The sequence below is a fragment of the Micromonospora sp. NPDC005979 genome (assembly GCF_040614415.1).
In the GTDB taxonomy this organism is placed as follows: domain Bacteria; phylum Actinomycetota; class Actinomycetes; order Mycobacteriales; family Micromonosporaceae; genus Micromonospora.
In genome coordinates this window covers 306808-333041 of the sequence record NZ_JBEXUR010000007.1, presented here as the reverse complement: position 1 = coordinate 333041, position 26234 = coordinate 306808, and the positions used below count along the sequence as shown (strand labels likewise).

The window sequence follows — 26234 nt, the reverse complement described above, 5'->3', positions numbered from 1 at the left end:
ACCTGGACCAACGACATCAGCCACGGCGAGCTGATCCGCACCAGCGCCGACCAGACCTTCACCGTCAACCCCTGCAACCTCCAACTGCTCTACCAGGGCCGATCGCCCTCCTCCAACGGCGTCGACTACGGCCTGCTGCCCTACCGCCCCGGCCTGCTCACCCTGCAACGCTGACCTGACGCACGACCGAGGGGCGGGCCCGGCACCACGCCGAGCCCGCCCCGCGTCACGTCCACCGGCCCCCGTCTCTGCCAGGCTGGGGCATGCCCTTGAGCGCTCACCACCTCAGAACATCGGTCGCCGTGTCGGACATCGCGCGGGCGGTCGCCTTCTACGAAGGCAAGCTGGGCCTGCGGGCCTTGCGGTCCGCGCCCAGCGCCCACATCCCCGACGGCAGCCGCATCTACGCCTCCGGCGGCGGACCGGCCCTCAACGTGTACCAGTCGGTCACCGCCGGGACGACCGAGGCGACGCTGGCGACGTGGTACGTCGACGACCTCGACGAGATCGTCGACGAACTCACGGCCGCCGGCGTCGACCTCGTGCGGTACGAGCAGTTCGAGCACGATGCGAAGGGGATCACCGCGCGGGCCGGAGGTGGGCGGATCGCCTGGATCCAGGACCCGGACGGCAACACCTTCGCCATCGAGGCGGATGTCTGACCGACCGCCGTTCCCGTGGCGCGGGCGCTCACAGATTCCGCTCCACCTCGGCCAGCCGTTCGCTGAGAAAAGCCCGTTCGACGTCGTTGTCGGTGAGGGTCAAGGCCTCCTCGTAGGCCGTCCGGGCCGGCCGCCACCGCCCCAACTGGCGCAGGAAGTCGGCCCGGGCGGCACTCAGGTATCCGTACGTGGCGAGGGCCGGGTCGGCGAGCAGTGGCTCCAGCGCGTCGAGGCCGGCCCGAGGGCCGTCGCGCAGCCCGATCGCGACGGCCCGGTTGAGATCGACCACGGGGGAGGGCCAGATCCGGAACAGGGTGTCGTAGAGCGCGACGATCTGGGCCCAGTCGGTGTCCTGCCAGCTCGGCGCCTCGGCGTGCAGGGCGGCGATCGCCGCCTCCAACGCGTACCGTGTCGGAGGCCGACGACGCAGCGCGTCGGCGACCAGAGCCCGGCCCTCGGCGATGAGCTGCCGGTCCCAGCGCGAGCGGTCCTGCTCGGACAGCAGCACCAGACGCCCGTCCGCGGCTCTGCGGGTGTCCTGGCGGGCGACGTTCAGCAGCAGCAACGCGAGCAGTGCGCTGATCTCGGCGTTGGTCGGCATCAGTAGGTGCAGCATGCGGGCCAGCCCGACCGCGCTGTCCACCAGATCCTGGCGGACCAGCTGGGCGCCGAGCGGCGCCGTGTGGCCGGTGGTGAAGATCAGGTGGACGACCTCCAGGACGGCGCTCACCCGCTCCTCGAGCTGGTCCGGGCCCGGCACGCGGTACGGGATGCGGGCCGCGGCGATCTTCTTCTTGGCCCGGGTGATGCGGGCGGCCATGGTGGCTGGCTGCACGAGGAACGCCCGGGCCACCTCGGGCGTGGACAGCCCGCACACCAGACGCAGCGTCAGGGCGACCTGGGCGTCCCGGGCCAGAGCCGGGTGCGAGCAGGTGAAGATGAGGCGCAGCCGGTCGTCGACGAGGCCGTCCTCCGGCCCCGGCGTGGTCTCGTCGGCCACGAGCAGGGGCATCTTGCGACGGAACACCGACTCACGGCGTAGGACGTCGCGGGCCCGGTTGCGCGCGATGGTGGTCAACCAGGCCCCCGGCCGGTCCGGGATGCCGGCCTGCGTCCAGGTCTCCAGGGCCTGCGCGAACGCGTCCTGGGTGCACTCCTCGGCCAGGTCGAGGTCGCGGGTCAGGTGGGCCGTGGTGCTGAACACCTGGGCCCAGTCGCGGCGGTGCGCCTGGGCGACCGCCGCGACGACCTCGTCCTTCGTTTGTGGGTCGGTCACGTCAACCGTGGTCGACCACCGGGCGGATCTCCACACCGCTGTGCGACGCGCGCACCTCGGGGAGCAGTTTCGCCAACGACAGCACCTCGTCCAGGTCGGTGGCCTCGATCAGGTAGTAGCCGCCGAGCGCCTCCTTGGTCTCCAGGAACGGGCCGTCGGTCGTCGTGATCTGCCCCATCGAGTCCGAGCGCAGCGTGGTGGCCGTGGGCGACATCTCCAACTGCTTTCCGTCGATGATCTGCGTCCCGGCCTTCTCGGCGAACGCCGCGTGCGCGGCGTCGTGTGCCTTCCACTGCTCATCGGTCATCGCGTCCCACTGCTGGGCGTCGCCGTAGATCAGAATCATGTACTTGGCCATGGCTCAAGTCCCGTCCGTGTGCCGGCCCCCTCGGTGGTGGGCCCCTACACTACGACGGCTCGGGCGGGCGGTAGATCGACAGCACGCCGCAACGTTCGATCCGGGACTTCGCGGCGATCGGGCTACGGCTGAGCGCCCTCGTCCGACACGATCTCGACGTACCCGTCGGCGCCGTGCACCCGGATCCGCTGCCCGTCGCGGATGAGTCTGGTCGCGTCCGGCACGCCGACGACGGCGGGCAGGCCGTACTCCCGGGCGATGACCGCTCCGTGGGTCATGAGGCCACCCACCTCGGTGACCAACCCGGCGACCGCCACGAACAGCGGCGACCAGCTCGGGTCGGTGTACGCGGTGACCAGGATGTCGCCCGGTTCCAGGTCGGCCTCGGCCAGGTCGGGAAGGACGCGGGCGCGACCCTCGACGATCCCGTCGGAGACGCCGAGACCGACGAGCGCCCCGGCCGGCACGTCGTCGCGTCGGTACGCCCCGGAGATGCCCTCCCCCTCGGAGGTGAGCACCCGGGGCGGGGTGAGCCTCTGGTGCGTCCGGAACGCCTCCCTGCGCCGCTCGACGAGCTGATCGTCGATCCGGTGCGTCCGCACGACGTCGTGCAGCTCGCCGAAGGTGAGGTAGAAGATGTCGTCGGTCTCGCGCAGCACGCCTGCCCGCAGGAGGCGTTCCGCCTCCCGCAGCAGCGCCTGCTTGTAGACGAGGTAGCGGCTGATGATCGCGTACTTCGGGTACTCCCGGTACCCGATGAAGGTGCGAACCCGGTCGATCATCCGTGCGGTCTCGTCGGCCTTGCGTACCCCGTCCGGCAGGGCACGCAGGCGTTCGAGCAGCTCCTCGCGCTTGCGCTGGGCCTCCTCGCGCCCCTGGGCGAAGCGCCGTGCGGCCGCGCCGCGCTCGTGCAGCCTGATGTTGTCGAGGATCAGGGGTACGAGCGTGGTGGGGCGTTCGGCCCAGCGCGGCCTCGTGATGTCGATCTCGCCGACGCAGCGCATCCCGTACCGGTCGAGATAGGCCCGGATGGCGTCGCGCGCCTGGCTGCCGCCCGGCAGCCTCGGCAGTTCGTCGAGGAAGCCGTCGCCGTCGACGTCCCGCAGGAACGCCACCACCTCGGGGTACGGACGGATCGCGTCCGCGACGTCGAGCAGCGCCAGGCCCATCTCGGACGTGACGTTGCCGGGGGCCGACAGAGTGAGGGTGTCGGCGGCGTTGCGCTCACCCAGCCATCCGGCGAGCTGTTCGTTGAGCCACCAGGTGGCCTCCATCCCCGCCATGATCGCCTGCATGCTCAACGGATCGGCGAGCAGCCGCTTGTGCTCCTCGAATGCCGCGAGCAGGAAGTCGAACAGCGCCGGTCCGGTCACCGTCGCGATGTCACGCCGCAGCGCGGCGAGGGACGTCCGGCTGCGCTCGACCAGTTCGGTGACGATGGCCGGATCGTTCTCGATCGTGGCCGGCGCGCCGCCGAGCCGGGGGACACGGGGAACGCCGTCGGTCAGCGTCGGTACGAAGTCGGGGCGGGCGAGGAGGGTCTCCAACGCGTCCCGGGTCAATGGATCGGACCTGCCCATCATCTCGAGGAAGCCGGCGCGGCTCGCGGGCGACGCCAGGATCCCGGTGGCGTCGACGAAGAGCCGCCCACCAGCCTCGTGCATCGGCGCCATCGCCGTGAGCTGCCACATGGACAGTCCCAGCGGCTTCATGGCGTCGGTCATCATCTGCTGATGCCCCACGGACAGGTAGACGTGGTTCTCCCCGTCCCCGGCGGCGGCGGGTACCGGGAACAGCGTGGTGATCGGCCGGCTCTGGACGATCTGGACGTCGCCGTCGGCCAGGCACCACTCGATGTCCTGCGGGCAGCCGAAGGCCGCCTCGATGCGCCGCCCCACCCGTACCAGTCGCAGAACCTGGTCGTCCGTCAGCGCCGGCTGCTCCTGCCGGTCCGCGCTGACCGCCTGTCGGGCGGTGCCGCCGCCCGGGAGGGCCTCGATGGCGAGGCGCTTGACGGCGATCGACCGGTCGACGATCGCGTCGTCGCGCACCCGGTAGGCGTCCGGGTTCACGAGCCCGGAGACCAGCGCCTCGCCGAGTCCGAAGCTGGCCTCCACCGAGGCAACCCTTCGGTTGGACGTGACCGGATCGGCCGTGAACAGCACGCCGGCCGCCTGCGGGAACACCATCTTCTGCACGACGACCGCCAGGTGGACCGCGCGGTGGTCGATGCCGTTGCGCTGCCGGTAGGTGACGGCCCGCTCGGTGAAGAGCGAGGCCCAGCACCGGCTGACGTGCGCGAGGACGGCCTGCGCGCCCCGAACGTTCAGGTAGGTGTCCTGCTGTCCGGCGAAGGAGGCCGTCGCGAGGTCCTCCGCGGTGGCGCTGGACCGGACGGCGTAGGCCGTGTCCGCGCCGTGGCGGCGCAGGGCCGCGCCGATCGCCGTCACCACGTCGGCGGGCGGGACGATCGCTTCGATGCTTCGGCGGATCTCCGCGCTGAGGTCGCGGATCGTGTCCCGGTCGTCCGCCGCGAGACGCGACAGACGGTCGAGGTGATCCGCCATCGCGGGCGTCTCGGCCACGACCTGTCGGAACACGTCGGTCGTCACACAGAAACCGGGCGGTACGCGGACGCCGTCGATCCGCGTCAGCGCCCCCAGTCGAGCGCCCTTGCCGCCGACGAGCGCGACCTGCGACTCGTCGACCTCGTCGAGATCCCACACGTACCGGTCCGTCATCGCGCCACCTCGGCCCGGACGGTCGGCGTGAACACTCGTGCCCTGCACAACACACCCACGTGGTGCCCCGATTCTTCGCATCGTTCCGGCTTCGGCCGACGATTCTGCGTCACGACCTGGGTCTTGCGGCAAGGCCCCGGTCGCGATATACGTTAAAGTGGGAACGGATACCGGTGGCGTTTTCCGGCCACGAATGGAAATCGCGAAAGAGCGGCGCGATCCCACCCCGGGAGCACGAGAGGGAGCTGCCGTGACAGCGGTCACGCAAATCCTCTTCGTTCAGGGCGCCGGCCCCGGCACGTACGACGAGTGGGACAGCCGGATGGTCGACAGCCTGCGGCGCGAACTCGGCGACTCGTACGACGTCCGCTATCCACGCCTGCCCGACGAGGGCGATCCGCGCTACGCCACCTGGAGCGCCGCCGTTCACCGGGAGATCGCGGCGCTGGACACCGGTGCCGTCGTGGTCGGCCATTCGGTGGGCGGGGCGATCCTCGCCCACGTGCTCGCCGAGCGGCCACCGGAGCGTGAGCTGGCGCTTATCGTCCTGGTCGCAGCTCCGTTCGTCGGAGCGGGCGGTTGGCCCGGCGACGATTTTGAGTTGCCGGGCGACCTCGGTGCCAGGCTGCCGCGCGGCGTGCCGGTGCGGGTGTTCCACGGTCTCGAGGACGAGACGGTGCCACCGTCGCACGCCGATCGTTACGCCAAGGCGGTGCCGCAGGCGCTCCTGTACCGGCTACCGGGGCGCGACCATCAGCTCGACGACGACCTTGGCGAGGTGGCACAGGTGATCATCCGGGACGTCGCGTCCGCACGCCGACCGCACCCGTGAGGTGGGGCGTCAGACATCACTTTGACGTGTGCGGCTAATTGTATTAGCCTTTAGCTAAGACGATTAGCTTGGAGGCTTCGATGACCGAGTACCTGAACGTGGACGGCGGCACCCTGGCGTACGAGGTGACCGGCGACTCCGGCCCGCTCGTCGTGCTCGCCCACGGCATGGGTGACAGCCGCGAGGCGTACCGTTTCGTCGTGCCGCGCCTGGCGGCCGCCGGCTACCGGGTGGCCGCGGTCGACCTGCGGGGTTGCGGCGAGTCGAGCGCCCGATGGCGCTCCTACAGCCGCACCGACATCGCGGGCGACCTGCTCGCCGTCATCCGCCACCTCGGCGGGCCGGCCGTACTGGTCGGCCACTCGATCTCCGGCGGGGCCGCCACCATCGCCGCCGCCCAGGCGCCCGAGGTGATCACCGGCATCGTCGAGCTGACCCCCTTCACGCGCAAGCAGTCCATCAAGCTGGGTGACCTGCGGGTCTCCCGGTACCGCAGGGGCATCGCCCGGCTGCTCGGTACCGGCCTGTTCGGCAGTGTCCGGCTCTGGCGCAGCTACCTCGACGTCGCCTACCCGGGCCGCAAGCCGGCCGACTGGGCCGCCCGCACGGCCCGGATCGACGCCATGATGCGCGAGCCCGGCCGGATGGCGGCGATGCGTGGGATGGGTCGGTCGGCGCCGACCGACGCCGGGGCGCAACTGGGTAACGTCCGCTGTCCGGTCCTGATCGTCGAGGGCACGCTCGACCCGGACTGGGCCGACCCGCGAGCCGAGGGCGAGGCCATCGTGGCCGCGCTGCCGAGCGGATTGGGGCGGCTCGAGATGGTCGAGGGCGCGGGTCACTACCCGCACGTGCAGTACCCCGACGAGGTGGTGACCCTGTTGCTCGCCTTCCTGGGCGCGCACGCCCGCGCCTGATCGGCGGTCAGGCCAGCAGTTGCTCCCGCATCCGCGCGCCCAGGTTGAACCGTCCCACCGGATGCCCGGCGTGCGGATCGTGGACGTCGATGCTGTTGTTGCGGCGCATCAGCGCGCGGACCGGCGGCGGCAGTCGCGGTGGGTCGTCCATGGCCGCGAGGATCTGCGCGGCGCTCGCGATCAGTCGATCGACCAGGGCTGCCCCGTCGGTGTCCACCCGCACCCGGCCGTACTCCCAGCCGGCGGTGGTGAGGTCGAGCACCTCGAACAGGTGGGTCACCAGCGGCGCCGGGTCGGTCACCCGATCGAGCCGGGCCGCACCACCGCCGACCACCGCGACAGCGGCGGCCACCTGCGCGTACGGGTGGAAGCCGCAGGGCAGCGCGAACAGCGGCCAGCGCAGTCCGGGGCCGGCCTCCGACCACAGTTGCCGGTAGTTGCGCCGGTGCACGAGGAGTCGCCGGCCCGTCCGACGGTGGATGTCCTGGGCCTGCGCCCGAAGATCGAGGTGTGCCTCGTCGGCGACCTGGTGCAGGACCCGGGCCGCGACCACCAGCCCGTCGTTCCCGCTCAGCATCCCGGTCGCCGCCTCGACCTGCGCGGGGAACGGGGTCCGCGCGCGCGGGCCGTATCCGTGCTGGAGGTCTCGCAGCAGCGCCTGCTGCCGCTCCGGGTCGAGCTGGATCCGCCCGCCGCCCAGCAGCCGCTGGAGCCAACGCATGTCGCCTCGTTTCAGCAGAGCCGTCCCGAACTGTCGCCATGCTATGCGGCGGGGGATCATCGCGTGTCGCAGGGGTGTGCGGTGAAGGCGAAATCCACATTCCAGCGGGTCATTTAGTGAGGGTCGTCGATATTGACGTTAGCCATCGTTAAGGGACAGGATCTCGGCACCACCACCACCGCGATCTCCCTTGGGAGGCGTCATGTCCCGTCCCCGCCTGCCGCTCCTGCGGGCAGCCGCCCGAGTGGCCGCACTCGCCACGGCCACCGTCGGCGTCCTGCTCGCCGTCGCCACACCCGCCAGCGCCGCGGTCCCCTCCGGCCGCTACGTCGCGCTGGGCGACTCGTACACGGCAGGTCCCCTGATCCCCACCCAGGTGGACCTCAACTGTCTACGGTCGAACCGCAACTATCCCTCCCTGGTGGCCGCGGCCGCCGGCTCGACGTCGTTCGCGGACGTGAGCTGCTCCGGGGCAACGACCGACGACATCCTCTACGGCGGCAGCGGTCAACTGGGCATCAACCTGCCGCCGCAGCTCAACGCGGTCACGTCGAGCACGTCGTTGGTGACGGTGCAGATCGGCGGCAACGACATCGGCTTCTCCGGCATCATCAGCGAGTGCGCGGAGGCGAGCCTCAGCAGTCCCCTCGGCTCGCCGTGCAAGAACCGGTACACCGCGGGCGGCACCGACCAGTTGCAGGCCCGGATCGCGGCGACGGTGCCGAAGGTGACCACCGTGCTCCAGTCGATCCGCCGGAACGCGCCGAGCGCGCGGGTCGTCGTGCTCGGGTATCCGGCGATCCTGCCCGACAGCGGGTACGGCTGCTGGCCGGTGGTCCCGATCGCGTACCAGGACGTGCCGTATCTGCGCGGCATCGAGAAGTCGCTCAACGCCATGCTGGCCAGCGCCGCCGGAGCGAACGGCGCCACCTACGCCGACGTCTACACGCCGTCGATCGGTCGGGACGCGTGCAAGAGCAGCGGCACCCGTTGGGTCGAGGGCCTGGTGCCGCAGAACTCCGCCGCGCCCTTCCACCCGAACGCCCGTGGTGAGCAGGGCATGAGCACCGCGCTGCTCGCCACCCTGAGCTGACCGGGCGCGACCGCCGCAGCCGGCCCCGCCGTACGACGGCGGGGCCGGACCGTCCGCACCGCCACGGCCGGACACTGTCGGAGGTCCGTGCCAGGATCCTCGCCGTGGATGGATGGACGTACAACGACCGCCCCGAGGGCGTCCGTTTCCTGACCGAGCGGGTCGCCGAGCCGGGTCGAGCCGAGATCGAAGCCGAGATCTGGGACTGGATCGTGCGCGGCTACGACGACCCCGGCGACTTCCTGGACTACCTCGACGGGGACGACGAGCGACACGGCGCCACCGACGACGACCTGAGGTCGGCGTACGAGAGGGCGCTGACCGCCCGGCGCGAGCAGCAGCGGGGTTGGGGCGTGGTGCGCAGCAACCTGAACCGCGCGTTCGCCGAGCTCATCGAGGCCGGCGTGGTGGCCCGGGAGAACTTCAGCTGCTGCGGCACCTGCGCGTCCGCCGAGATCCACGACGAGCGCGACGACTCGCGGCACTGGCAGGGCTACCTGTGGTACCACCAGCAGGACACGGAGTCGTTGCTCGCCAGCGAGGACGGCCAGGTCTACCTCGGCTACGGCGTCTATCCGGCGGCGGATTTCGACGAGGCCGCCTACTCGGCCCTGCCGGAGGCCGAGCAGCAGGCCCGTTACCAGGCCGACCTGGAACGCCTACTGGACGAGGTCGCCTTCCCGGTGCTCCGCCGGCACGGCATGCGGGTGGAGTGGAACCGCAAGCAGTCGCAGCGGGTCCGGGTGACCGGCGCGCAGTGGTACGCGCCCCTGCCGAGCGTCTGAGGCGGTCGCCCCGCCAGCCCTCACCGCCGCCGGTGGTCGTTGAGGCGGGCGGCCTGGCGGGTCAGGTGGTCCCGCTCGGCGAGGTTGGCCGCCTTGCGGGCCGCCTCGGCGTATAGCCGCGCCGCCGTCGCCGGGTCACCGGCGCGCTCGTGCAGGTACGCGGCCACCGCCGTGTACCGGGGCAGTGAGTCGTCCAACGCGGCGAGGGCCGCCAGCCCGGCCCGGGCACCGTCGGCCGCGCCGACCGCCACGGCGCGGTTGAGCCGGACGACCGGGCTGTCGGTCAGGCGTGCGAGCTCGTCGTACCACTCGACGATCTGCACCCAGTCGGTCTCCTCGGCGGTGGGGGCGTCGGCGTGCAGCGCCGCGATGGCGGCCTGTGCCTGGAACTCGCCGAGCCGGTCGCGGGCGAGGGCCGCCTGGAGGACGCCGACGCCCTCGGCGATGGCGGTCGTGTCCCATCGGCCGCGGTCCTGCTCCGCGAGCGGCACCAGGCTGCCGTCGGGCGCGGTCCGGCTGGGACGGCGGGCGTGGTGCAGCAGCATGAGGGCGAGCAGTCCCGCCACCTCGGGATGGTCGATGGCGACCGCGAGTTGCCGGGTGAGCCGGATGGCCTCGGCGGCGAGGTCGACGGCACCGGTGTAGCCCTCGTTGAACACCAGGTAGAGCACGCGCAGCACGGTGGTCACGTCGCCGGGCTGGTCGAACCGTACGGTGGAGACGGTGCGTTTGGCCCGGCTGATGCGCTGCGCCATGGTCGCCTCGGGCACCAGGTAGGCCTGGGCGATCTGCCGGGTGGTCAGCCCTCCGACGGCGCGCAACGTGAGCGCGACGGCCGACGACGGCGTCAGCGAGGGGTGCGCGCAGAGGAAGTAGAGCGCAAGGGTGTCGTCCACCCCGCTCGTGGGACCGGGCGTCGGCTCGGTGTCCACGACGTCCTCCCGGCGGCGACGGGCGGCGTCCGCGCGGGCGGTGTCGAGGAACCGACGCCACGCCACGGTGATCAGCCAGCCCTTCGGGTCGCGCGGCGGATCGGCCGGCCAGACGCGAACGGCCTCCACGAGCGCCTCCTGCACGGCGTCCTCGGCCGCCGCGAAGTCAGCTCCGCGGCGGACGAGAACGGCGAGCACGCTCGGTATGAGGCTCCGGAGCAGTGCCTGGTCCATCGTGCAGGTCACTCCGTGATGGTGGGCGGCTCGGTGAGGAACGGGCGCACCTCGAGCCACTCGTGGATCGGCTTTCCGCCCGCGCCCGGCGCCGCCGACAGCTCGCCCGCCAGCTCGACGGCGCGTTCGTAGCTGTCGACGTCGATCACCATCCAGCCGGCGATGAGGTCCTTGGTCTCGGCGAACGGGCCGTCGGTGACCGGCGGACGTCCCTCTCCGTCGTAGCGGACCCAGGCCCCCTCGGGGGCGAGCGCCTGGCCTTCGATGAACTCGCCACTCTTCTCCAGCCGGGCGGCGAAGTCGTGCATGTACCGCATGTGCGCCGAGATCTCGTCCGGCGTCCACTGGTCCATCGGCACGTCGTTCACTCCGGCCGGACCGCCCCGGTAGTGCTTCAGCAGCAGGTACTTCATCGTCGTGTTCCTCCTCGCTGGCGCGACCCGTTCCGGTCGCGTTCACCCCGGGGACGACGCCGGATGGTTGTTCTCGACATCATCGCCGAAAAAATCTTGGCGATGTCGCGGTCGGCACTGCTACCGAGGACCGGGTGGCCCGGTACTGCCCCGGACGACGAGCGCCGTACTGAGTTCGTACCGCTCCTGGGGCAGGGCGTGACCGTCGGCCAGCGTCAACGCGAGGCGGGCGGCGGTGGCCCCGATCTCGGTGAACGGTTGTCGCACCGTGGTCAGTGGTGGCGACGTCCAGGTCGCCTGGTCCACGTCGTCGAACCCGACGACGCTGAGGTCTTCGGGGATCCGCCAGCCGACGTCGTGGGCCGCCGCGTAGACGCCGAGGGCCTGCAGGTCGTTGCCGCAGACGACGGCGGTGGGTGGTTCGGGCAGGGACAGCAACTCGCGGCCGAGGTCCCGGCCGGCCACGAAGCTGAAGACCCCCTGCCGTTCGAGGCTGTCGTCGAATCCGATGCCGGCATGATCCAGCGCGGCGCGGAAGCCGTCCAGGCGAGCCCGCGCCGCCAGGTCCTGCACCGGTCCGGTGAGTACCCCGATCCGCCGGTGGCCGAGGTCGAGAAGGTGCCGGGTGGCGGCGAGGGCGCCGCTCCAGTTGTTCGACCCGACGGCGGGGGTGGGGAAGTGTTCGCCGCCCGGGTCGATGGCGACCAGCGGTATGCCCATGGCGGCCAACTGTCGGCCGTGTTCGGCGGTGACGAGAGAACAGACCGCGATGACAGCGGTCGGATGCCGCAGCAGCAGAGGCTCCATCCAGGGCAGCCCCGCCATCACGCGGTGACGGAGGTCGACGAACCCGACCGTGCAGTGCCGCGCGTCGGCGACCTCCTGGATGCCGCGCAGGATCTCCAACGCGATCGAGGGCAGCATGTGGTGGAAGAGCACCTCGACGCAGCGGGTTCTCGCGGCGTCCGCCGGTCGACGGTAGCCGTGGTCGCGCAACAGCGCCTCCACCCGCTGCCGGGTCTGCTCACCCACCCCGGCGCGGCCATTGAGGACCTTGGACACCGTGGGAGGGGACACTCCGGCGAGCTCGGCGATCGTGGCGACGGGCAGGTCACCCCTCAGTGGCTTGCGGGGGCGGCGCCGTCGGCTCTCGTCGCTCACACGGCGAGTCTACGGTCGCGGCACCGGTCGCTCAGCCGGCCGGACGCGCCACCGGCCGGTAGTCGAACCAGTCGAAGGCCGCGACGCCGTCGGTCACGTACATGCCGATGACCCGGCCGGTGAAGCCGCCGGCGACCTCGGTGGAGAGGTACCTGCCGTCGAGTTCGGCCAGCAGCACCTGGCCTTCGCGGCTCTTCACCTCGAACGCGATCATGTCGCTGGTGGCGGCGCGTACCCCGAAGGGTTCGTCGGTGGCGGTGAGACCGGCGGCGGACGTCACGGTCGGCGGGTAGAGATCGTGGGTCCGGGTGGTGATCGTCAGGACGAGCGGACCACCGGGTACGTCGAGGGTCGCGAAGACCTGCCGGAACGGTCCCACCCGGCCGACGACGCGGACGACGTCGTCCTGGACCTCGAGGTCGTAGTGGTGCGCCTCGTCGATACGCAGGGTGAGCCCGGCCGTGCCACCGCCCGGATCCAGCCTCGCGCTGGCGCGGCAGTCATGGTGGCGTTGGCGGGTCGCCACGATCGTCGCGCCGGCGCGGTCCAGCGTCGTGCCGGTGGCGTGCAGGGTGAGCCACCCGGGCCGTTCGGTCAACGACCAGGCCGCGTCGGGACGGGAGCGGGGCGAGACCCACCCGGGTGCGAGGCCGGTCGCGTCGAAGTCGTCGCGGTGCCCGCCCGCGTCGGGTGAGGCGGCCAGGGCCGGCGGACTGCCGGCGGGTGCGGCGGTGATCTCTCGGACGGGGTCGACCACGGGCCAGCCGTCGACCCACCGGACCGGCACGAGGAACGTTTCGCGCCCGAGCACGTGAAAGGGCGGCCACTGGCCCTTGGGCCGGATCCCCAGCAGGACCATCCACCAACTGCTGTCCGTGGCCTGCACCAGGTCGGCGTGCCCGGTCGCCTGGACGGGGAGGTTGGTGCTCCGGTGGGTGAGGATCGGGTTGATCGGCGCGGGCTCGAACGGTCCCCGAGGGCTGCGGGACCGGGCGACCGAAACGGCGTGACCGGTGTGCGTGCCACCCTCGGAGAGCAGCAGGTACCACCATTCGCCGATCCGGTACAGGTGCGGCGCCTCCGGGTACTGCCCGCCGGTGCCGGACCAGAGCGCGATCGGACCCTCGAGCACCCGGCCTGTGTCCGGGTCGATCCGGTAGCCGTCCACCCCCGAGGTCGTCAGCCAGCAGGTGCCGTCGTCGTCCCAGGCCAGGGACGGGTCGACGTGCGGCAGGTCGAGGTGAACCGGCTCCGACCACGGGCCGGTGGGATCCGTCGCGGTGACGATGAGATGCCGGCCGAGGCTAACGTTTGTGGTGATCACCCAGAAGCGGCCGTCGTGGTGGCGGATGGTCGGCGCGAAGATGCCGCGGGACGCGTCGGCGTCGGGCGGGATCTCCAACTGGCTGGCACGGTCGAGGACGTTACCGATCTGTCGCCAGTGGACCAGGTCGCGGCTGTGCAGGAGCGGCACCCCGGGGAAGTATTCGAAGCTCGAGCAGACGAGGTAGTAGTCCTCGCCGACCCGGCAGATACTCGGGTCGGGATAGAAGCCGGGTACGACCGGGTTGTGGTAGCCCGCAACGGCCGACGAGCCTGGGGTCACAGCTGCCACCTCCGGGCGGTCGGTGCCGGGATGTCGCGATTTGTTCGCGATAACATCTCGCGCCCCTGGGATGCTACGAACGAGCCGCGTCGATGGCAAGGTGTCCGGGTGGCCCCCGTGGGAGCGCCGCTTGCGGCGATCCGAAACATGACCGACACCTATTGACGCGCGCCGCCGCCATCTACGAAGGTCTATGGAGGATGCATGGCGCGCCGCCGGGAGCCCGGTGCGCCGGGTCTCGGCTGTGAACGTTGCCCAACGGTGCGAGCGGGCCGCACCTGTTAACGCTAACAGCGAGCGCCCACCGCGCGTCCCCGGCCGCCGCCGACCGTCCCCGCCAGGACTCGAACGGCAACCCGGCCGTGGGCACGTCCCCGCCATAGCGCCAATTCCGGCGGCGTCTCCAGCGGCGCCGTCCCACCTGCGTGAGGCATCTGGCCTGCGCAGATTGGAGAGATCATGTCCGAAGTGACACGAAGAAACGTGCTGCGCGCCGGTGCCGTGGGCGCGGGCGCCGCGCTGCTACCGGTCGCGTGGTCCGCCGTCGCCCGCGCCGGCTCGGTCGCGCCGCCGCAGGTGCTCGCCGCCAACGACATGGCTCTGTGGTACGACGAGCCGGCGGGCACCGACTGGCTTCGCGCGCTGCCGATCGGCAACGGGCGTCTCGGCGCGATGGTGTTCGGCAACGTCGACACCGAACGGCTGCAACTCAACGAGGACACCGTCTGGGCCGGCGGCCCGTACGACTCGGCCAACACCCGGGGCGCGGCCAACCTCGCCGAGATCCGGCGGCGGGTTTTCGCCGATCAGTGGACGTCGGCGCAGGACCTGATCAACCAGACGATGATGGGGAACCCGGGCGGTCAGCTCGCCTACCAGCCGGTGGGCAACCTGCGTCTCGCCTTCGGTTCCGCCAGCGGCGCGTCTCAGTACAACCGGACGCTCGACCTGACCACCGCCACTGTCACCACCACGTACGTGCTCAACGGCGTCCGATACCAGCGCGAGGTGTTCGCCAACGCGCCCGACGGGGTGATCGTGCTGCGGTTGACCGCCGACCGCGCCAACTCGATCACGTTCAACGCCACCTTCGACAGCCCACAACGCACGACGATGTCGAGCCCCGACGCCGCCACGATCGCGGTCGACGGCATCTCCGGAGCCATGGAGGGCGTCAACGGGTCGGTGCGTTTCCTCGCGCTGGCCTACGCCGCCGCGACGGGCGGGACGGTCAGCAGTTCGGGCGGCACCCTGCGCGTCTCCGGGGCCACGAGCGTGACCGTCCTGATCTCGATCGGGTCCAGCTACGTCAACTACCGCACGGTCAACGGCGACTACCAGGGCATCGCGCGTACCCGCCTCAGCGCCGCCCGGGGGGCGAGCTACGACCAGCTGCGCAGCCGCCACCTCGCCGACTACCAGGCTCTGTTCAACCGGGTGACCATCGACCTCGGGCGGACGGCAGCGGCGGACCAGCCGACCGACGTGCGGATCGCCCAGCACGGGAGCACCAACGATCCGCAGTTCTCGGCCCTGCTGTTCCAGTTCGGCCGGTACCTGCTGATCTCCTCCTCGCGTCCGGGCACGCAGCCGGCGAACCTGCAGGGCATCTGGAACGACTCGATGACGCCGCCGTGGGACTCGAAGTACACGATCAACGCCAACCTGCCGATGAACTACTGGCCCGCCGACACCACGAACCTGGCCGAGTGTTTCCTGCCGGTCTTCGACATGATCAAGGATTTGACGGCCACTGGCGCCCGCGTCGCCCAGGCGCAGTACGGCGCGGGTGGCTGGGTCACCCACCACAACACCGACGCGTGGCGGGGCGCCTCGGTCGTCGACGGTGCGCTGTGGGGGATGTGGCAGACCGGCGGGGCCTGGCTGTCCACGCTGATCTGGGAGCACTACCTGTTCACCGGCGACGCCGGTTTCCTTCAGGCCAACTATCCGGCGCTCAAGGGCGCGGCCCAGTTCTTCCTCGACACCCTGGTCGCCCACCCGTCGCTCGGTTACCTGGTCACCAACCCGTCGAACTCGCCGGAGTTGCCGCACCACTCGAACGCCAGCGTCTGCGCCGGACCCACCATGGACAACCAGATCCTGCGGGACCTGTTCGACGCGGTGGCCCGGGCCAGCGAGGTGCTGGGTGTGGACACCACGTTCCGCTCCCAGGTCCGTACGGCGCGGGACCGGCTGGCCCCGACGAAGGTCGGCTCCCGTGGCAACGTGCAGGAGTGGCTCGCCGACTGGGTGGAGACCGAACGCAACCACCGGCACGTCTCCCACCTGTACGGCCTGCATCCCAGCAACCAGATCACCAAGCGCGGCACCCCGCAGCTCTACGAGGCTGCCCGCCGGACGCTGGAACTGCGCGGCGACGACGGGACCGGCTGGTCCCTCGCCTGGAAGATCAATTACTGGGCCCGGCTGGAGGACGGAACCCGCGCCCACAAGCTCCTGAAGGACCTCGTCCGCACCGACCGGCTCGCGCCGAACATGTTCGACCTGCACCCACCGTTCCAGATCGACGGCAACTTCGGCGCGACGTCCGGCGTCGCCGAGATGCTGCTACACAGCCACAACGGCGAGCTGCACCTGCTCCCCGCGCTGCCGAGCGCCTGGCCCACCGGCCAGGTCGCGGGCCTGCGCGGGCGGGGTGGGTACACCGTCGGCGTGGCCTGGACCAGTGGGCAGGCCGATGAGATCAGCGTCCGCGCCGACCGGGACGACACCGTACGCCTGCGCGCCCGCCTCTTCACCGGTTCCTTCACGCTCGTCGACGTCGCCGACGGCAGCACACCCAGCACCACCCGACCCGAAACGGATGTCGTGCAACTCGCCGTGCGCGCCGGTCACACCTACCGTGCGGCGCGGCCCGGTGTGACACCGTCACCGACGCTGAGCAGCACGCCCTCGCCCACCGGCTCGCCGACCCCGAGTCCGACCGACACACCGAGCCCGATCCCGACGCCCACGCCGACCGTGTCGAGCACGCCCTCGCCGTCCGGCGCGCGGGCGACGTACACGGTGACGAACGCCTGGTCGGGCGGCTTCCAGGGCTCGGTGACGGTGACCGCCGGCGCGACGGCGATCCGTGGCTGGACGGTCTCCTGGACCTTCCCCAACGGGCAGGCGATCAGCCAGATCTGGGGCGGCACACACACCCAGAGTGGTGCGAGCGTGCGGGTGACGAACGTGGACTACAACGGGTCGTTGCCGGCCGGTGGCTCCACCACGTTCGGCTTCCTGGCCACCTCGACGGGGACCAACAACCCGCCGACCGACATCACCTGCACGACCACCTGACCCGGCGCGTTCCCGCCCGCCGTCGGCCCCGCGCCGGCGGCGGGCCGGGCGTGTCGCCCAATCGGCTGGCTACCCTGCCGCGTCGCCGCCCCTCCCTCGGGCCCGCCTGCGCCACCACCACCGTCGCCAGACGGCGACCAGGAAGGCCACCGCGCCGAGCAGGGCAGCGGCTCCCTTCCAGGCGCGCTCCGACCACGGTCGGTCGGTGCCGAACGCCGCCTCGCCGCTCACCATGACCCACACCCCGACGACCCACGCCCACTCCCAGCCGCGCGGCCAGGGGAATTCCTCCGGCGGTTCGGTGAACGCGCTGACCGCGATGCCCGCGCCGCTGCCGACGACGATCAGCGGTAGGCCGACGTCCGTGACGAATTCCCAGAACGACACCTGGCGATCATCGCCGTCGCGCGCAAGGGGCGCGGGGCGCGGCTCAGGAGACCGCCGCGCGCACCAGCTCGACGATCCGCTTCTCCACCTCGGGGCTCCACGCGCGCAGGGCGTACGACACCGGCCAGAAGTCGCCGTCGTCGAGGTTGGCCGGGTCCTGGAAGCCCAGCGTCGAGTACCGGTAGTTGAACTTGCCGGAGTCCTGGAAGAAGACGACGATCTTGTCGGCGGCGTTCGCGTACGCGGGCATCCCGTACCACGTCTTCGGCGACAGCTCGGGCGCGGCGGTGGTGACCGCCACGTGCACCCGCTCGGCGAGCGCGCGGTCGTCCGGCGCCATCTGCGCGATCCGGTCGAGGACCGCCTGCAACCCGTCGGCCTTCTTGGCGCCCTTCTTGCCCTCGGCGCGCAGCTCTGCCGCACGCTCCTTCATCGCGGCGCGCTCCTCGGCGCTGAAGCCGTCGGAATCGGTCGTGGAGGACTTCGCGGACATGTCGGGCTCCCTCTCGCTCGTCGTGGTTCGGCGTCGTGCCGGCCACCTGCGAAAAGGCTAGGCCCGGACAGCGCCCGGGAGCTTCTTGATTCCTGACCGGCTCGGGGCGGGGTGCGGCGGGCGGGACGTCCGGGTCGCTTCGCTGAGCGCCTATGCTCGGACCCGGGTCAGGGCGCGTCCCCGGCGGGGCAGGGATCGATTCGAGGGCGGCGGATGAACATCGGGGAGATCGCCCGTCGGGCGGGGGTGTCCCGCAGCACGGTCTCGTACGTGCTCAGCGGCAAGCGGACGGTGTCGGAGGCGACCCGGCAGCGGATCCAGGCGGTCATCGACGAGCTGGACTACCGGCCGAACGCCAGCGCCCGCGCGCTGAAGGAGGGGCGTACGCGCACCCTCGGGCTGGTGATCCCACCGGCCAGCCAACGGTTGACCGACATGCAGTTGGGCTTCGTCGCGAGCGTCGTCGAGGCCGCCGCCCGGCACGACCTCGACGTGCTGCTGTCCCCGTCGGGAGGCGACCACGACCGCTCGTTCGAGCGGATCGTCAGCGGGCGTCGCGTCGACGGCGTCGTGCTGATGGAGATCCGGTTGGAGGACGACCGGGTGACCCGGCTGGCGCGCACGGGTCTGCCCTTCGTCACGATCGGCCGCACGGCCGAGGCGCACGGCATGAGCTGGGTCGACATCGACTACGCCGGGTTGATCGCACGCTGCGTGCACCACCTGGCCGACCTGGGGCACCGCCACGTGGCCCTGGTGAACCGCTCCGCCGAGCTGGTGGCGGCGGGTTACGGCCCCAGCCACCGCGCCCTGGCCGGTTTCCAGGCGGCGGTGGCCGAGCGGGGCCTCGCCGGCATCGACGTCTGCTGCGGCGACGACACCGCCTCCGGCGAGGCCTGCGTGGAGCAGTTGCTCGTCACGCATCCGGAGGTCACGGCGGTGGCCACCATCAACGAGGCGGCGCTGCCCGGGATGCAGCGCGCGCTGACCGGCGCCGGGCTGGCCGTGCCGGCGGACTTCTCCGTCACCGGCGTCGCCGCCCAGCACTGGGCGGAGGACTTCCGCCCGCCGCTGACCGCTGCGGACGTACCCATGCGGGACATGGGCGCGGAGGCGGTGTCGCTGCTGCTGGAGATCATCGCGGCCCCTGGCAGCGTGCCGCGGCACCGCCTGTACAGCCCACCCATCTCACTGCGGTCCAGCACGGGCCCGGTCCGGGCCCGCTGATCCGCTCCGCTCCCGCCGACCGCGCGTGTCCGCGCCGGCGGCGCGCGATTACGCCGATCACGCCGGCCGCGCGATCACGCCGACCACTCCGGCCGCGCGATCACGCCGGCCGAGGGGCCCGCGCCCGCCCGGTCAGCGCCGCGCGGCCCGGCGCTCCTGCTGGGCGGCGGCGAGGATGAGGTAGCTGCTGGCGGTCCAGGTGTACGCGCGGTCGCGCAACCCCGCGCCGGTCTCGGCGTCGAAGTTCTCCGCGAAACCCGATTTCTCGCAGAGGGCGAGGAAGCGCTGGCTGATGTCGTCGGCGATCGCGGTGTGTCCGGCCCGCCGCAGGCCGTCCTCGACCAGCACGGTGGAGGGCGCCCAGATCGGGCCCCGCCAGTAGCCGTCGGCGAGGTAGTGGGCCGAGTCCGTCGGCTCGGTCGCCAGTCCGTGGGTGGTGAGGTGGGCCTCGACGCCCCGGGCCAGCGCGTCGGCGACCGGGGTGGGCAGGTCGGCGCCGAGCGCGACCGGCATCAGGTCGAGCAGGCTGCGGCTGGTCCGCCGCTGCCCGGTGTGCGGGCTGCGGGCGGCGAAACGCTCACCGTCCCACAGGTCCCGGAGCATCGCCGTACGGATCCGGTCGGCCTCCCGGGACCACCGGTCGGCCTCTTCGCCCAGCTCGACGGCGAGGTCGGCCAGGCAGTCCAACTGCGAGACGAGGAACGCGGCCAGGTCTGCGGTCTCAAGGACCCGGTGGTCGTCGAACGTGGTGGCGTTGTCCCAGCCGCTGTCGTTGCCGTGCTGGTAGTGCGGCAGGTCCGCACCGGGTGCGCGGCGCGCGTCCAGCCAGAACCCGGTCCACCGGGCCAGCCGGTCGTACGTCTGCGCGAGCGCCGTCCGGTCCGGTGGGTGGGGGAGACGTCGCCGCAGGTGCCGCAACGCCCAGCCGTGGATGGGAGGTTTGACGTAGTTGTGCAGGACCTCGGAGTGGGTGACCGAGTCGGGGAGGGCGCCCGCGGCATCCTGGTGGTCGAAGGGCAGGTGGAACTGGTGCCAGGCCAGCTCCGGCTCGCCGGCCGCCAGGGCGATCGCGTTGAAGCAGTGGTCCCAGCTCCACACCTTGTCCATCCAGTGCTTGGACATCAGGACGGCGGGCCGGGTGACGAAGCCCGCCGGGTCGACGGTGGCGGACCACAGCACGTACGCGGCCAGTTCGGCGGCCGGGGTGTCCTCGCCACGCCACGGCGCGACCGCGTCGACGAACGCGGCGAACTCGGCGCTCCGGTCGTGGCACACCTGGTCGAAGCCGACGGCCGTCGCGTAGGGCTGGCGAGCGGTGGCGTACTCCTCGATGGCGATCTCCCAGGGCTCGTCACCGGCGAGGTCCAGGGACCGGTCGGCGGTGCCGAGCGCCTCGACGCCGTCGGCGCGGCGCAGCGCGCCGGCCAGGACGGTGACCCGGTAGCGACGCCCGGTCTCGTACGAGGTGAACACGTGGGAGCCGTCGACCGGGTCGCGGTAGAGGTAGCTGCCGCTGAACGGGGTGAGCGTGTCCGCCGCCGCGGCGATCCGCAGGCCGAGCTGCCGGCCCCGGATCCGCAGGGTGTCCGGTCCGTCGAAGACGGCCTCGACCCGGCCGGGACCGGCATGCCAGGTCAGCAGCGCGGGGGTGGCGACGACGGTGGTGTCCGAGGCCGTGGGGGAGAGGCGTAGCACCGGGTGCAGTCCGGTCTGGTGCGACACCAGGTGCAGGTCGTCGGCGTACGTCTTCTCGGCGACCACGGGGGAGATGTTGAGCCAGGATCCCCGGTAGCTGAACGGGATGTCCTGGATGGCGAACTCCGGACCGGACGGGGCGACGGTCATGGGTGGCGGCTGCCTTTCTGTGGTGCGGGTGGTCAGTCCTTGACGGCGCCGGCGGTCACGCCCATCGAGACGTACCGCTGAGCCAGGATCAGCAGCACGGCCGCGGGGACGGAGGCGACCACAGCGGTGGCCATGATGGCGTTCCACTGCTGGTTGTTGTTGCCGACGTAGTGGTAGATGCCGAGGGTGATCGGTTGGTGGTCGCCGCCGCCGGCGAGGGTCGAGGCGAAGATGAAGTCCGACCAGGACCACAGGAACGCGAACAGCGACACCGTGACGATCGAGTTGCGGCTGACCGGCAGCACGATCGACCAGAAGGTGCGCAGCTGTCCCGCGCCGTCGACCACGGCGGCCTGGAGCAGCTCGTCGGGGATGCCGGACATGAAGGCGGTGAAGATCAGTACGGCGAACGGCACCGCGAGTGTGGTGTCGGCCAGGATCAGGCCGGGCAGCGTGTTCAGGACGCCGAGGGTGAGGTAGATGGCGTAGAAGCCCATCGCCATGATGATCCCGGGGATCATCTGGGCGATCAGCAGCAGAAAGCTCAGCACCGGGCCACCGGGTGGGCGCAGCTTCGCGAGCGCGTACCCGGCGGGGGCGGCGAGCGCCACCGTCAGCGCCACCGTCCCGAGCCCGACCACGAAGCTGGTGCCGAGGTAGGGGAGCTGCTGGTCGAGGACGGCCCGGTAGCCGTCCAGCGTGCCGTTGGTCGGGAACAGGTGCGGCGGACTGGCCCGCATGTCCTGGTCCCGGGTGAACGACACGTTGATCATCCAGTAGACGGGAAAGAGCATCAGCCCGGTCAGCGCCAGGCCGACGAGGGTCTTCCACCAGACTCGACGCGGTGACGTGGTCATCGTAGGTGCTGCCTCCGTTGGAACCGGATGTAGACGAGCCCGGCGACCAGCGCCAGCACGATGAGCAGGTTGCCGACGGCCGCGCCCGGCCCGAACTCGGGCAGCAGGTTGCCGAAGCCGAGACGGTAGGACCAGGTGGCGAGCGTGGCGGAGGAGCCGCTGGGGCCACCCTTGGTCATGATCCAGATGATGTCGAAGACCTTCAGCGTGTAGATCAGCCCGAGCAGCAGCGTGATCGCGGAGACCGGGCGTAGCAGCGGGAACGTGATCGACCAGAACCGTTGCCAGCCGGTCGCGCCGTCGAGCGCGGACGCCTCGTACACCTCGACCGGGATCGCCTGGAGGCCGCTGTAGAGCACCACCAGGTTGAAGGGGATCCCGATCCAGATGTTGGCGATGATCACCGAGGTGAGCGACCAGGTCGGCGACGTGAGCCAGTTGACCGGGTCGATCCCCACGACGCTGAGCGCGGCGTTGACCAGGCCCGAGTCGCTGTTGAGCAGCCACGACCAGGTCGAGGCGGACACGATCAACGGCAGCAGCCACGGTACGAGGATCAGCGCCCGCAGGGTGCCCGACAGCGGGAAGTGCTGGCGGAAGAAGAGCGCCAGGGCCATGCCGATGCCGAACTGGAAGACGAGCGACGCGCCGGTGAACACCAGGGTGTGCGTCAACGTCGGCCAGAACGTCGGGTCGGTCAGGACCGTGCGGTAGTTGTCCAGGCCGGCGAAGGGTGCGCCACCCTGCACGAAGGACCGGACGGTGTACTCGCGCAGGCTCAACTCGATGTTGCGGTAGAGCGGGTAGGCGTAGAAGGCCAGCAGGTAGACGACCGTCGGTGCCAGGAAGCCCCAGGCCAGCCATCGTCCGGGCCGGCGGGTGCGGGGCGCGGCGGGCCCGGGTGGGGCGGCGTCGGCCGCCCCACCGTGGTCCCGCGTGGAGGTGGAGGTCTGCGTCGTGGGGGTCATGTCGTCGCGTCGGCGCGCTTACTTGCTCGCGGCCGTGGCCTGCGCGGCGGTCAACGCCTCCTGCGGCGACTTCCCACCGCTCAGGGCCGCCTGCACGGCGCTCCACAGGGGCTCGGAGATCTTCGGGTACTTCGTGCCGAGGTTGTCGCCGGTGCGACCCTTGGCCGCCCGGACCGCCTCGACCCAGACCTGGAGCTTGGGGTTCTCGGTGGCCTGCCGGTCCTGCACGGCGGCCACCGGCGCGACGTAGGAGAGCGTGGTGTCGGTGGTCAGGAGGTTGTCGGCGCTGGTCAGGCAGGTGACGAGCTTCTGCGACGTCGCGTACCGGCCGGTCTTGCGCTGCACCGGGATGGAGACGAACTCACCACCGGTCGGTGCCGGGGCCGGCCCACCCGCGCTGGCCGGGATCGCGATGGTGCCGTACGAGAAGCCCAGCTTCTCGGCGTTCGCGAGCTGCCAGGTGCCGTTCTCGGCGAACGCGAAGTCGCCGGTGGCGAACTCCTGCCAGCTCGTGGTCTGGGTGTTGTTGATGACGGAGTTCGGGGCGAGCCCCTGCTTCAGCCAGTCGGTCCACAGGGCCAGCGCGGAGACCGCCTGCGGCGAGTCCAGGCTGGTCAACTGCGCGCCTGAGCCCCAGAACCAGGGCAGGAACTGGAAGCTGCCCTCCTCGGTGCCGATCGCGGAGAAGGTGATGCCCTTCTTGCCCTTGGCCTTGACCTTCGTGAGCGCCGTGGTCAGCGACGGCCAGTCGGTGACCGAGGCCGGGTCGACGCCGGCGGCGGTCAGCAGGTCCTTGTTGTAGTAGAGCGCGAGCGTGTTGGCGCCGATCGGCACGCCGTACGTCTTGCCGCCGCTCTGTCCCGCGCCGAGCAGGTTCTTCTCCATGCTCGACGTGTCCAGCTTGTTCTCCTCGGTCGTGGTGAGCGCGCCGGCCTCGGCCAGGGTCGAGATGACCGGGTTGTCGACGATCAACACGTCCGGCGAGTTGCCCTGCTGGGCCGCGAGCAGCGCCTTGTTGGTCAGGTCGGTGGTGTCGTAGCCGGTCCGCTCGACCGTCACGCCCGCCGAGGTTCCGCACTTCTTGAGCAGGGCGACCCAGTCGGAGTCGTCGGCGAACTGGGGGTACGGGTCCCAGACGAGGTAGGCGCCGCCGCCACCGTCGTCGTTGCCGGAGCCTCCGGACGACGACGAGCAGGCGCTGGTCGTCACGGCGGCGAGTGCTATCACGGCCACGGCGGCCAGTCGCCGCCGTCGGTTGAGTCGTGTCATGTGCTGCCTCACTTCAACTCGATCGTGTGGTGGGGTCGTGGGTTGACCGTCGCGAGCCGGACCGGGTCCGACCATGAGGCGAACCGATTCGACGAACCGGTTCGCACGAAGATAGGACCGTCCGCGTTCGGTGGTCAAGGGTCGGCCGGCAGTCCTCCTGAGGAGCACCGGGAAACACCGGCTTTACCGGACTGTCACTTCATTGACATGAGTGAGTCTCCGACCTACGATCCGAGCGAATCGATTCGCAAGCGCAGCCCTCCGGAGAGCGTCCCCCGCGCCCCACCAAGGAGCCGCCCGTGAACACCCCGTCCCGCAGCAGGCCCGGCCGAGCGCGTGCGCTCGTCGCCCGACTCGCCGTCGGCCTGCTCGCCGCCACCACGGCCGTCACCGTCGCCGCGTCCCCCGCCCAGGCCGCCGACGAGTCGATAAGCGTGAACTTCTCCACGACCACCGGCACGCCGACCTTCCGTGCGTCCGGCTGGATCTACGGCATGACCGAGAACGCCAGCGGCCCGCCCGACCACTTCTACCGCGACGTCAACTTCCGCTACATGCGGGCCGGCGGCGCGCAACTGCCCGGCAGTGGCTGGGTCGGCGGAAACTACGACCGCCGCTGGAACGCCACCCTCGCCCAGGCCCGCCGGACCGCAGCCCTAGGCGGGCAGTTCATCCTGCTGCCCCACGACCTGTGGGGCGCCGACGGCGCCGGCATCTCGCGCTTTCCCGGCGACAACGGCAACTGGACGGACTACGACAACTTCCTGAACCGCGTCATCGGCGATGTCCGGGCGTCCGGGCTGACCGTGCAGTGGGACATCTGGAACGAACCCAACATCACCATCTTCTGGAACCGGCCGATCTCCCAGTACCTCGAACTCTGGCGACGCACGTACCAGCGGCTCCGCACGGAGTTCCCCAACCAGCTCATCGTGGGGCCGAGCTGCGCCTGCGTGCCGTCGACCAACCACGCGTTCTGGAACCAGTACCTCGACTTCGTCCGCTCGACGAACACCGTGCCGGACATCATCAGCTGGCACTCCCTGCCGGGTGACCCGGTCGCCAACGTCGCGGCCGCCAACGCCACCCTCGATCCGCGCGGCATCCCGCATCCCCGCCCGTACCAGATCAACGAGTACGGGGCGTCCAACGAGCAGAACCCGGCCGACGGCGCCTGGTACATCTCGCGTCTGGAACGGGCCGGCGCGGACGGTCTGCGGGCCAACTGGGCCAGCGCCGGCAACCTGCACAACGACCTCGGCAACCTGCTGGTCCGCAACTCGGCGGGTCAGCACCAGCCCAAGGGGGAGTGGTGGGTCTACCGCTACTACGCCTCCCAGGCCGGCGAGATCGTGGCGGTGACCGGCAGTCAGTCCTACGACGCGTACGCCACCAAGGCGAGCGGGGTGGCGAAGGTCCTGGTCGGCGGCGGTCGGACGACCGGAAACCTGGCCGTCAACCTGCAACGTCTCGACACGACGAGCGGCGTGGTGCAGAACAACCAGGTGCGGGTGCTCACGCAGCGCATCCCGTACAACAACGGTGGCGCGGTGCAGGGGCCGGTCACGGTCTCGAACACCGTCGTCAACCTGTCCAACAACAACGCCACGGTGAACCTGCCGTACGGCAACCAGAACGACACGTACACGGTGACCCTGCTGCCGCCCTCCGAGGCGGGCTTCCAGTCGGTGGCGGTGGCCCAGCACTCTCAGCAGTGCCTGGACAACACCAACCTGAGCACCGCCGACGGCAACGCGCAGCAGCAGTACTACTGCGAGGGTGGTGACCAGCAGCTCTGGAACTTCCGGCCGGTCGCGGGCGTGGCCAACACGTACACCGTGGTCAACCAGCAGAGCGGCAAGTGTCTCGACGTCAGCGGCGCATCCACCGCCAACTCCGCCGCGGTGGTCCAGCGGACCTGCCAGAACGCGACGAACCAGCAGTTCGCCCTCCGGAAGGTGACCTACTCCGGCAACGATGCGCACGACTACCAACTCGTGGCCCGGCACAGTGGCAAGTGCGTCGACGTCAACGGGGTCTCCACAGCGGCCCGCGCGTCGGTCATCCAGTGGCCGTGCAACGCGGTCACCCAGGGCAGTCCGCTGAACCAGACCTGGCGTATCTGGGGTCGGTAGGCGACGCGCGTGA

23 protein-coding genes are annotated in these 26234 nt (G+C 71.0%); 9 read left to right on the top strand and 14 right to left on the bottom strand.

Translation table 11 applies throughout. The features are described from left to right. On the top strand, positions 1-174 hold a 174-nt coding region (locus ABZ272_RS14915; RefSeq protein WP_355050507.1), incomplete at its 5' end, for a non-reducing end alpha-L-arabinofuranosidase family hydrolase. Positions 175-302: 128 nt separating this feature from the next. Then, positions 303-662, top strand: a complete 360-nt coding sequence (locus ABZ272_RS14910) for a VOC family protein (RefSeq protein ID WP_355050492.1) — start codon at positions 303-305, stop codon at positions 660-662. 28 nt (positions 663-690) lie between these two features. Here ABZ272_RS14910 and ABZ272_RS14905 read toward each other — a convergent pair whose 3' ends face one another. The 3 genes from ABZ272_RS14905 to rph all read right to left on the bottom strand — a co-directional run bounded on the left by ABZ272_RS14905 (position 691) and on the right by rph (position 5037). Then, positions 691-1938, bottom strand: a complete 1248-nt coding sequence (locus ABZ272_RS14905) for a DUF6596 domain-containing protein (RefSeq protein ID WP_355050491.1) — start codon at positions 1936-1938, stop codon at positions 691-693. Between the two features lies 1 nt (position 1939). Continuing rightward, positions 1940-2296, bottom strand: coding sequence for a YciI family protein (locus ABZ272_RS14900; RefSeq protein WP_355050490.1), 357 nt, complete (start codon positions 2294-2296; stop codon positions 1940-1942). A gap of 122 nt (positions 2297-2418) precedes the next feature. Continuing rightward, positions 2419-5037, bottom strand: a complete 2619-nt coding sequence (rph, locus tag ABZ272_RS14895) for a rifamycin-inactivating phosphotransferase (protein ID WP_355050489.1) — start codon at positions 5035-5037, stop codon at positions 2419-2421. A 250-nt stretch (positions 5038-5287) separates the two neighbouring features. Here rph and ABZ272_RS14890 point away from each other — a divergent pair, with 250 nt between their 5' ends. Both ABZ272_RS14890 and ABZ272_RS14885 read left to right on the top strand, forming a co-directional pair. After that, a complete protein-coding gene (locus tag ABZ272_RS14890) occupies positions 5288-5869 on the top strand; it encodes an alpha/beta fold hydrolase (RefSeq protein ID WP_355050488.1) in 582 nt (193 codons plus the stop codon). An 80-nt stretch (positions 5870-5949) separates the two neighbouring features. Then, positions 5950-6786: an alpha/beta hydrolase gene (locus ABZ272_RS14885; protein ID WP_355050487.1), complete on the top strand. Its 837-nt coding sequence runs from the start codon at positions 5950-5952 to the stop codon at positions 6784-6786. 7 nt (positions 6787-6793) lie between these two features. On the opposite strand, the gene ABZ272_RS14880 is transcribed toward ABZ272_RS14885, so the two are convergent. Then, a complete protein-coding gene (locus ABZ272_RS14880) occupies positions 6794-7507 on the bottom strand; it encodes a hypothetical protein (protein WP_355050486.1) in 714 nt (237 codons plus the stop codon). Positions 7508-7709: 202 nt separating this feature from the next. Here ABZ272_RS14880 and ABZ272_RS14875 point away from each other — a divergent pair, with 202 nt between their 5' ends. Continuing rightward, positions 7710-8600: an SGNH/GDSL hydrolase family protein gene (locus ABZ272_RS14875; RefSeq protein WP_355050485.1), complete on the top strand. Its 891-nt coding sequence runs from the start codon at positions 7710-7712 to the stop codon at positions 8598-8600. A 104-nt stretch (positions 8601-8704) separates the two neighbouring features. Next, positions 8705-9385 (top strand): hypothetical protein, encoded by a 681-nt coding sequence (locus tag ABZ272_RS14870; RefSeq protein ID WP_355050484.1) that lies wholly within the window; start codon positions 8705-8707, stop codon positions 9383-9385. Positions 9386-9405: 20 nt separating this feature from the next. Here ABZ272_RS14870 and ABZ272_RS14865 read toward each other — a convergent pair whose 3' ends face one another. The 4 genes from ABZ272_RS14865 to ABZ272_RS14850 all read right to left on the bottom strand — a co-directional run bounded on the left by ABZ272_RS14865 (position 9406) and on the right by ABZ272_RS14850 (position 13731). Then, positions 9406-10551: a DUF6596 domain-containing protein gene (locus ABZ272_RS14865; protein ID WP_355050506.1), complete on the bottom strand. Its 1146-nt coding sequence runs from the start codon at positions 10549-10551 to the stop codon at positions 9406-9408. A gap of 8 nt (positions 10552-10559) precedes the next feature. Further along, the gene (locus ABZ272_RS14860) at positions 10560-10964 is read right to left on the bottom strand and encodes a YciI family protein (protein WP_355050483.1); all 405 of its coding nucleotides are present in this window, start codon (positions 10962-10964) and stop codon (positions 10560-10562) included. Between the two features lie 120 nt (positions 10965-11084). Then, positions 11085-12125, bottom strand: a complete 1041-nt coding sequence (locus tag ABZ272_RS14855; RefSeq protein WP_355050482.1) for a LacI family DNA-binding transcriptional regulator — start codon at positions 12123-12125, stop codon at positions 11085-11087. A 31-nt stretch (positions 12126-12156) separates the two neighbouring features. Then, positions 12157-13731, bottom strand: a complete 1575-nt coding sequence (locus ABZ272_RS14850; RefSeq protein ID WP_355050481.1) for a glycoside hydrolase family 43 protein — start codon at positions 13729-13731, stop codon at positions 12157-12159. A 459-nt stretch (positions 13732-14190) separates the two neighbouring features. Between ABZ272_RS14850 and ABZ272_RS14845 the strand changes: the two genes are divergently transcribed. Further along, on the top strand, positions 14191-17040 hold the full coding sequence (locus tag ABZ272_RS14845) for a glycoside hydrolase N-terminal domain-containing protein (RefSeq protein ID WP_355050480.1): 2850 nt from the start codon (positions 14191-14193) through the stop codon (positions 17038-17040). A 69-nt stretch (positions 17041-17109) separates the two neighbouring features. Here ABZ272_RS14845 and ABZ272_RS14840 read toward each other — a convergent pair whose 3' ends face one another. Continuing rightward, positions 17110-17427: a hypothetical protein gene (locus ABZ272_RS14840; protein ID WP_355050479.1), complete on the bottom strand. Its 318-nt coding sequence runs from the start codon at positions 17425-17427 to the stop codon at positions 17110-17112. A 43-nt stretch (positions 17428-17470) separates the two neighbouring features. Further along, on the bottom strand, positions 17471-17920 hold the full coding sequence (locus ABZ272_RS14835; protein ID WP_355050478.1) for a hypothetical protein: 450 nt from the start codon (positions 17918-17920) through the stop codon (positions 17471-17473). Between the two features lie 213 nt (positions 17921-18133). Between ABZ272_RS14835 and ABZ272_RS14830 the strand changes: the two genes are divergently transcribed. Next, positions 18134-19147: a LacI family DNA-binding transcriptional regulator gene (locus tag ABZ272_RS14830; protein ID WP_355050477.1), complete on the top strand. Its 1014-nt coding sequence runs from the start codon at positions 18134-18136 to the stop codon at positions 19145-19147. A gap of 132 nt (positions 19148-19279) precedes the next feature. Here the strand turns inward: ABZ272_RS14830 and ABZ272_RS14825 are convergent, their stop codons facing one another. The 4 genes from ABZ272_RS14825 to ABZ272_RS14810 are packed head-to-tail and all read right to left on the bottom strand — an operon-like array spanning position 19280 to position 24086. Beyond that, complete coding sequence (locus ABZ272_RS14825; protein WP_355050476.1) at positions 19280-20992, bottom strand: trehalase family glycosidase; 1713 nt, start codon at positions 20990-20992, stop codon at positions 19280-19282. Between the two features lie 32 nt (positions 20993-21024). Then, the gene (locus ABZ272_RS14820; protein ID WP_355050475.1) at positions 21025-21849 is read right to left on the bottom strand and encodes a carbohydrate ABC transporter permease; all 825 of its coding nucleotides are present in this window, start codon (positions 21847-21849) and stop codon (positions 21025-21027) included. Further along, positions 21846-22817, bottom strand: a complete 972-nt coding sequence (locus tag ABZ272_RS14815) for a sugar ABC transporter permease (protein WP_355050474.1) — start codon at positions 22815-22817, stop codon at positions 21846-21848. The genes ABZ272_RS14820 and ABZ272_RS14815 overlap by 4 nt, the downstream gene beginning before the upstream one ends. Before the next feature lie 18 nt (positions 22818-22835). Beyond that, positions 22836-24086 (bottom strand): extracellular solute-binding protein, encoded by a 1251-nt coding sequence (locus ABZ272_RS14810; protein ID WP_355050473.1) that lies wholly within the window; start codon positions 24084-24086, stop codon positions 22836-22838. Between the two features lie 299 nt (positions 24087-24385). Here ABZ272_RS14810 and ABZ272_RS14805 point away from each other — a divergent pair, with 299 nt between their 5' ends. After that, positions 24386-26221: an RICIN domain-containing protein gene (locus ABZ272_RS14805; protein ID WP_355050472.1), complete on the top strand. Its 1836-nt coding sequence runs from the start codon at positions 24386-24388 to the stop codon at positions 26219-26221. Positions 26222-26234 lie beyond the last annotated feature (13 nt).

What these genes read in the sequence shown, in the direction of transcription:
- ABZ272_RS14900 (WP_355050490.1), bottom strand. Translation starts at nt 2,296, where the DNA reads ATGGCCAAGTACATGATTCTGATCTACGGCGACGCCCAGCAGTGGGAC.
- rph (WP_355050489.1), bottom strand. Translation starts at nt 5,037, where the DNA reads ATGACGGACCGGTACGTGTGGGATCTCGACGAGGTCGACGAGTCGCAG.
- ABZ272_RS14885 (WP_355050487.1), top strand. Translation starts at nt 5,950, where the DNA reads ATGACCGAGTACCTGAACGTGGACGGCGGCACCCTGGCGTACGAGGTG.
- ABZ272_RS14880 (WP_355050486.1), bottom strand. Translation starts at nt 7,507, where the DNA reads ATGCGTTGGCTCCAGCGGCTGCTGGGCGGCGGGCGGATCCAGCTCGAC.
- ABZ272_RS14875 (WP_355050485.1), top strand. Translation starts at nt 7,710, where the DNA reads ATGTCCCGTCCCCGCCTGCCGCTCCTGCGGGCAGCCGCCCGAGTGGCC.
- ABZ272_RS14865 (WP_355050506.1), bottom strand. Translation starts at nt 10,551, where the DNA reads ATGGACCAGGCACTGCTCCGGAGCCTCATACCGAGCGTGCTCGCCGTT.
- ABZ272_RS14860 (WP_355050483.1), bottom strand. Translation starts at nt 10,964, where the DNA reads ATGAAGTACCTGCTGCTGAAGCACTACCGGGGCGGTCCGGCCGGAGTG.
- ABZ272_RS14845 (WP_355050480.1), top strand. Translation starts at nt 14,191, where the DNA reads ATGTCCGAAGTGACACGAAGAAACGTGCTGCGCGCCGGTGCCGTGGGC.
- ABZ272_RS14835 (WP_355050478.1), bottom strand. Translation starts at nt 17,920, where the DNA reads ATGTCCGCGAAGTCCTCCACGACCGATTCCGACGGCTTCAGCGCCGAG.
- ABZ272_RS14830 (WP_355050477.1), top strand. Translation starts at nt 18,134, where the DNA reads ATGAACATCGGGGAGATCGCCCGTCGGGCGGGGGTGTCCCGCAGCACG.
- ABZ272_RS14825 (WP_355050476.1), bottom strand. Translation starts at nt 20,992, where the DNA reads ATGACCGTCGCCCCGTCCGGTCCGGAGTTCGCCATCCAGGACATCCCG.
- ABZ272_RS14820 (WP_355050475.1), bottom strand. Translation starts at nt 21,849, where the DNA reads ATGACCACGTCACCGCGTCGAGTCTGGTGGAAGACCCTCGTCGGCCTG.
- ABZ272_RS14815 (WP_355050474.1), bottom strand. Translation starts at nt 22,817, where the DNA reads ATGACCCCCACGACGCAGACCTCCACCTCCACGCGGGACCACGGTGGG.
- ABZ272_RS14810 (WP_355050473.1), bottom strand. Translation starts at nt 24,086, where the DNA reads ATGACACGACTCAACCGACGGCGGCGACTGGCCGCCGTGGCCGTGATA.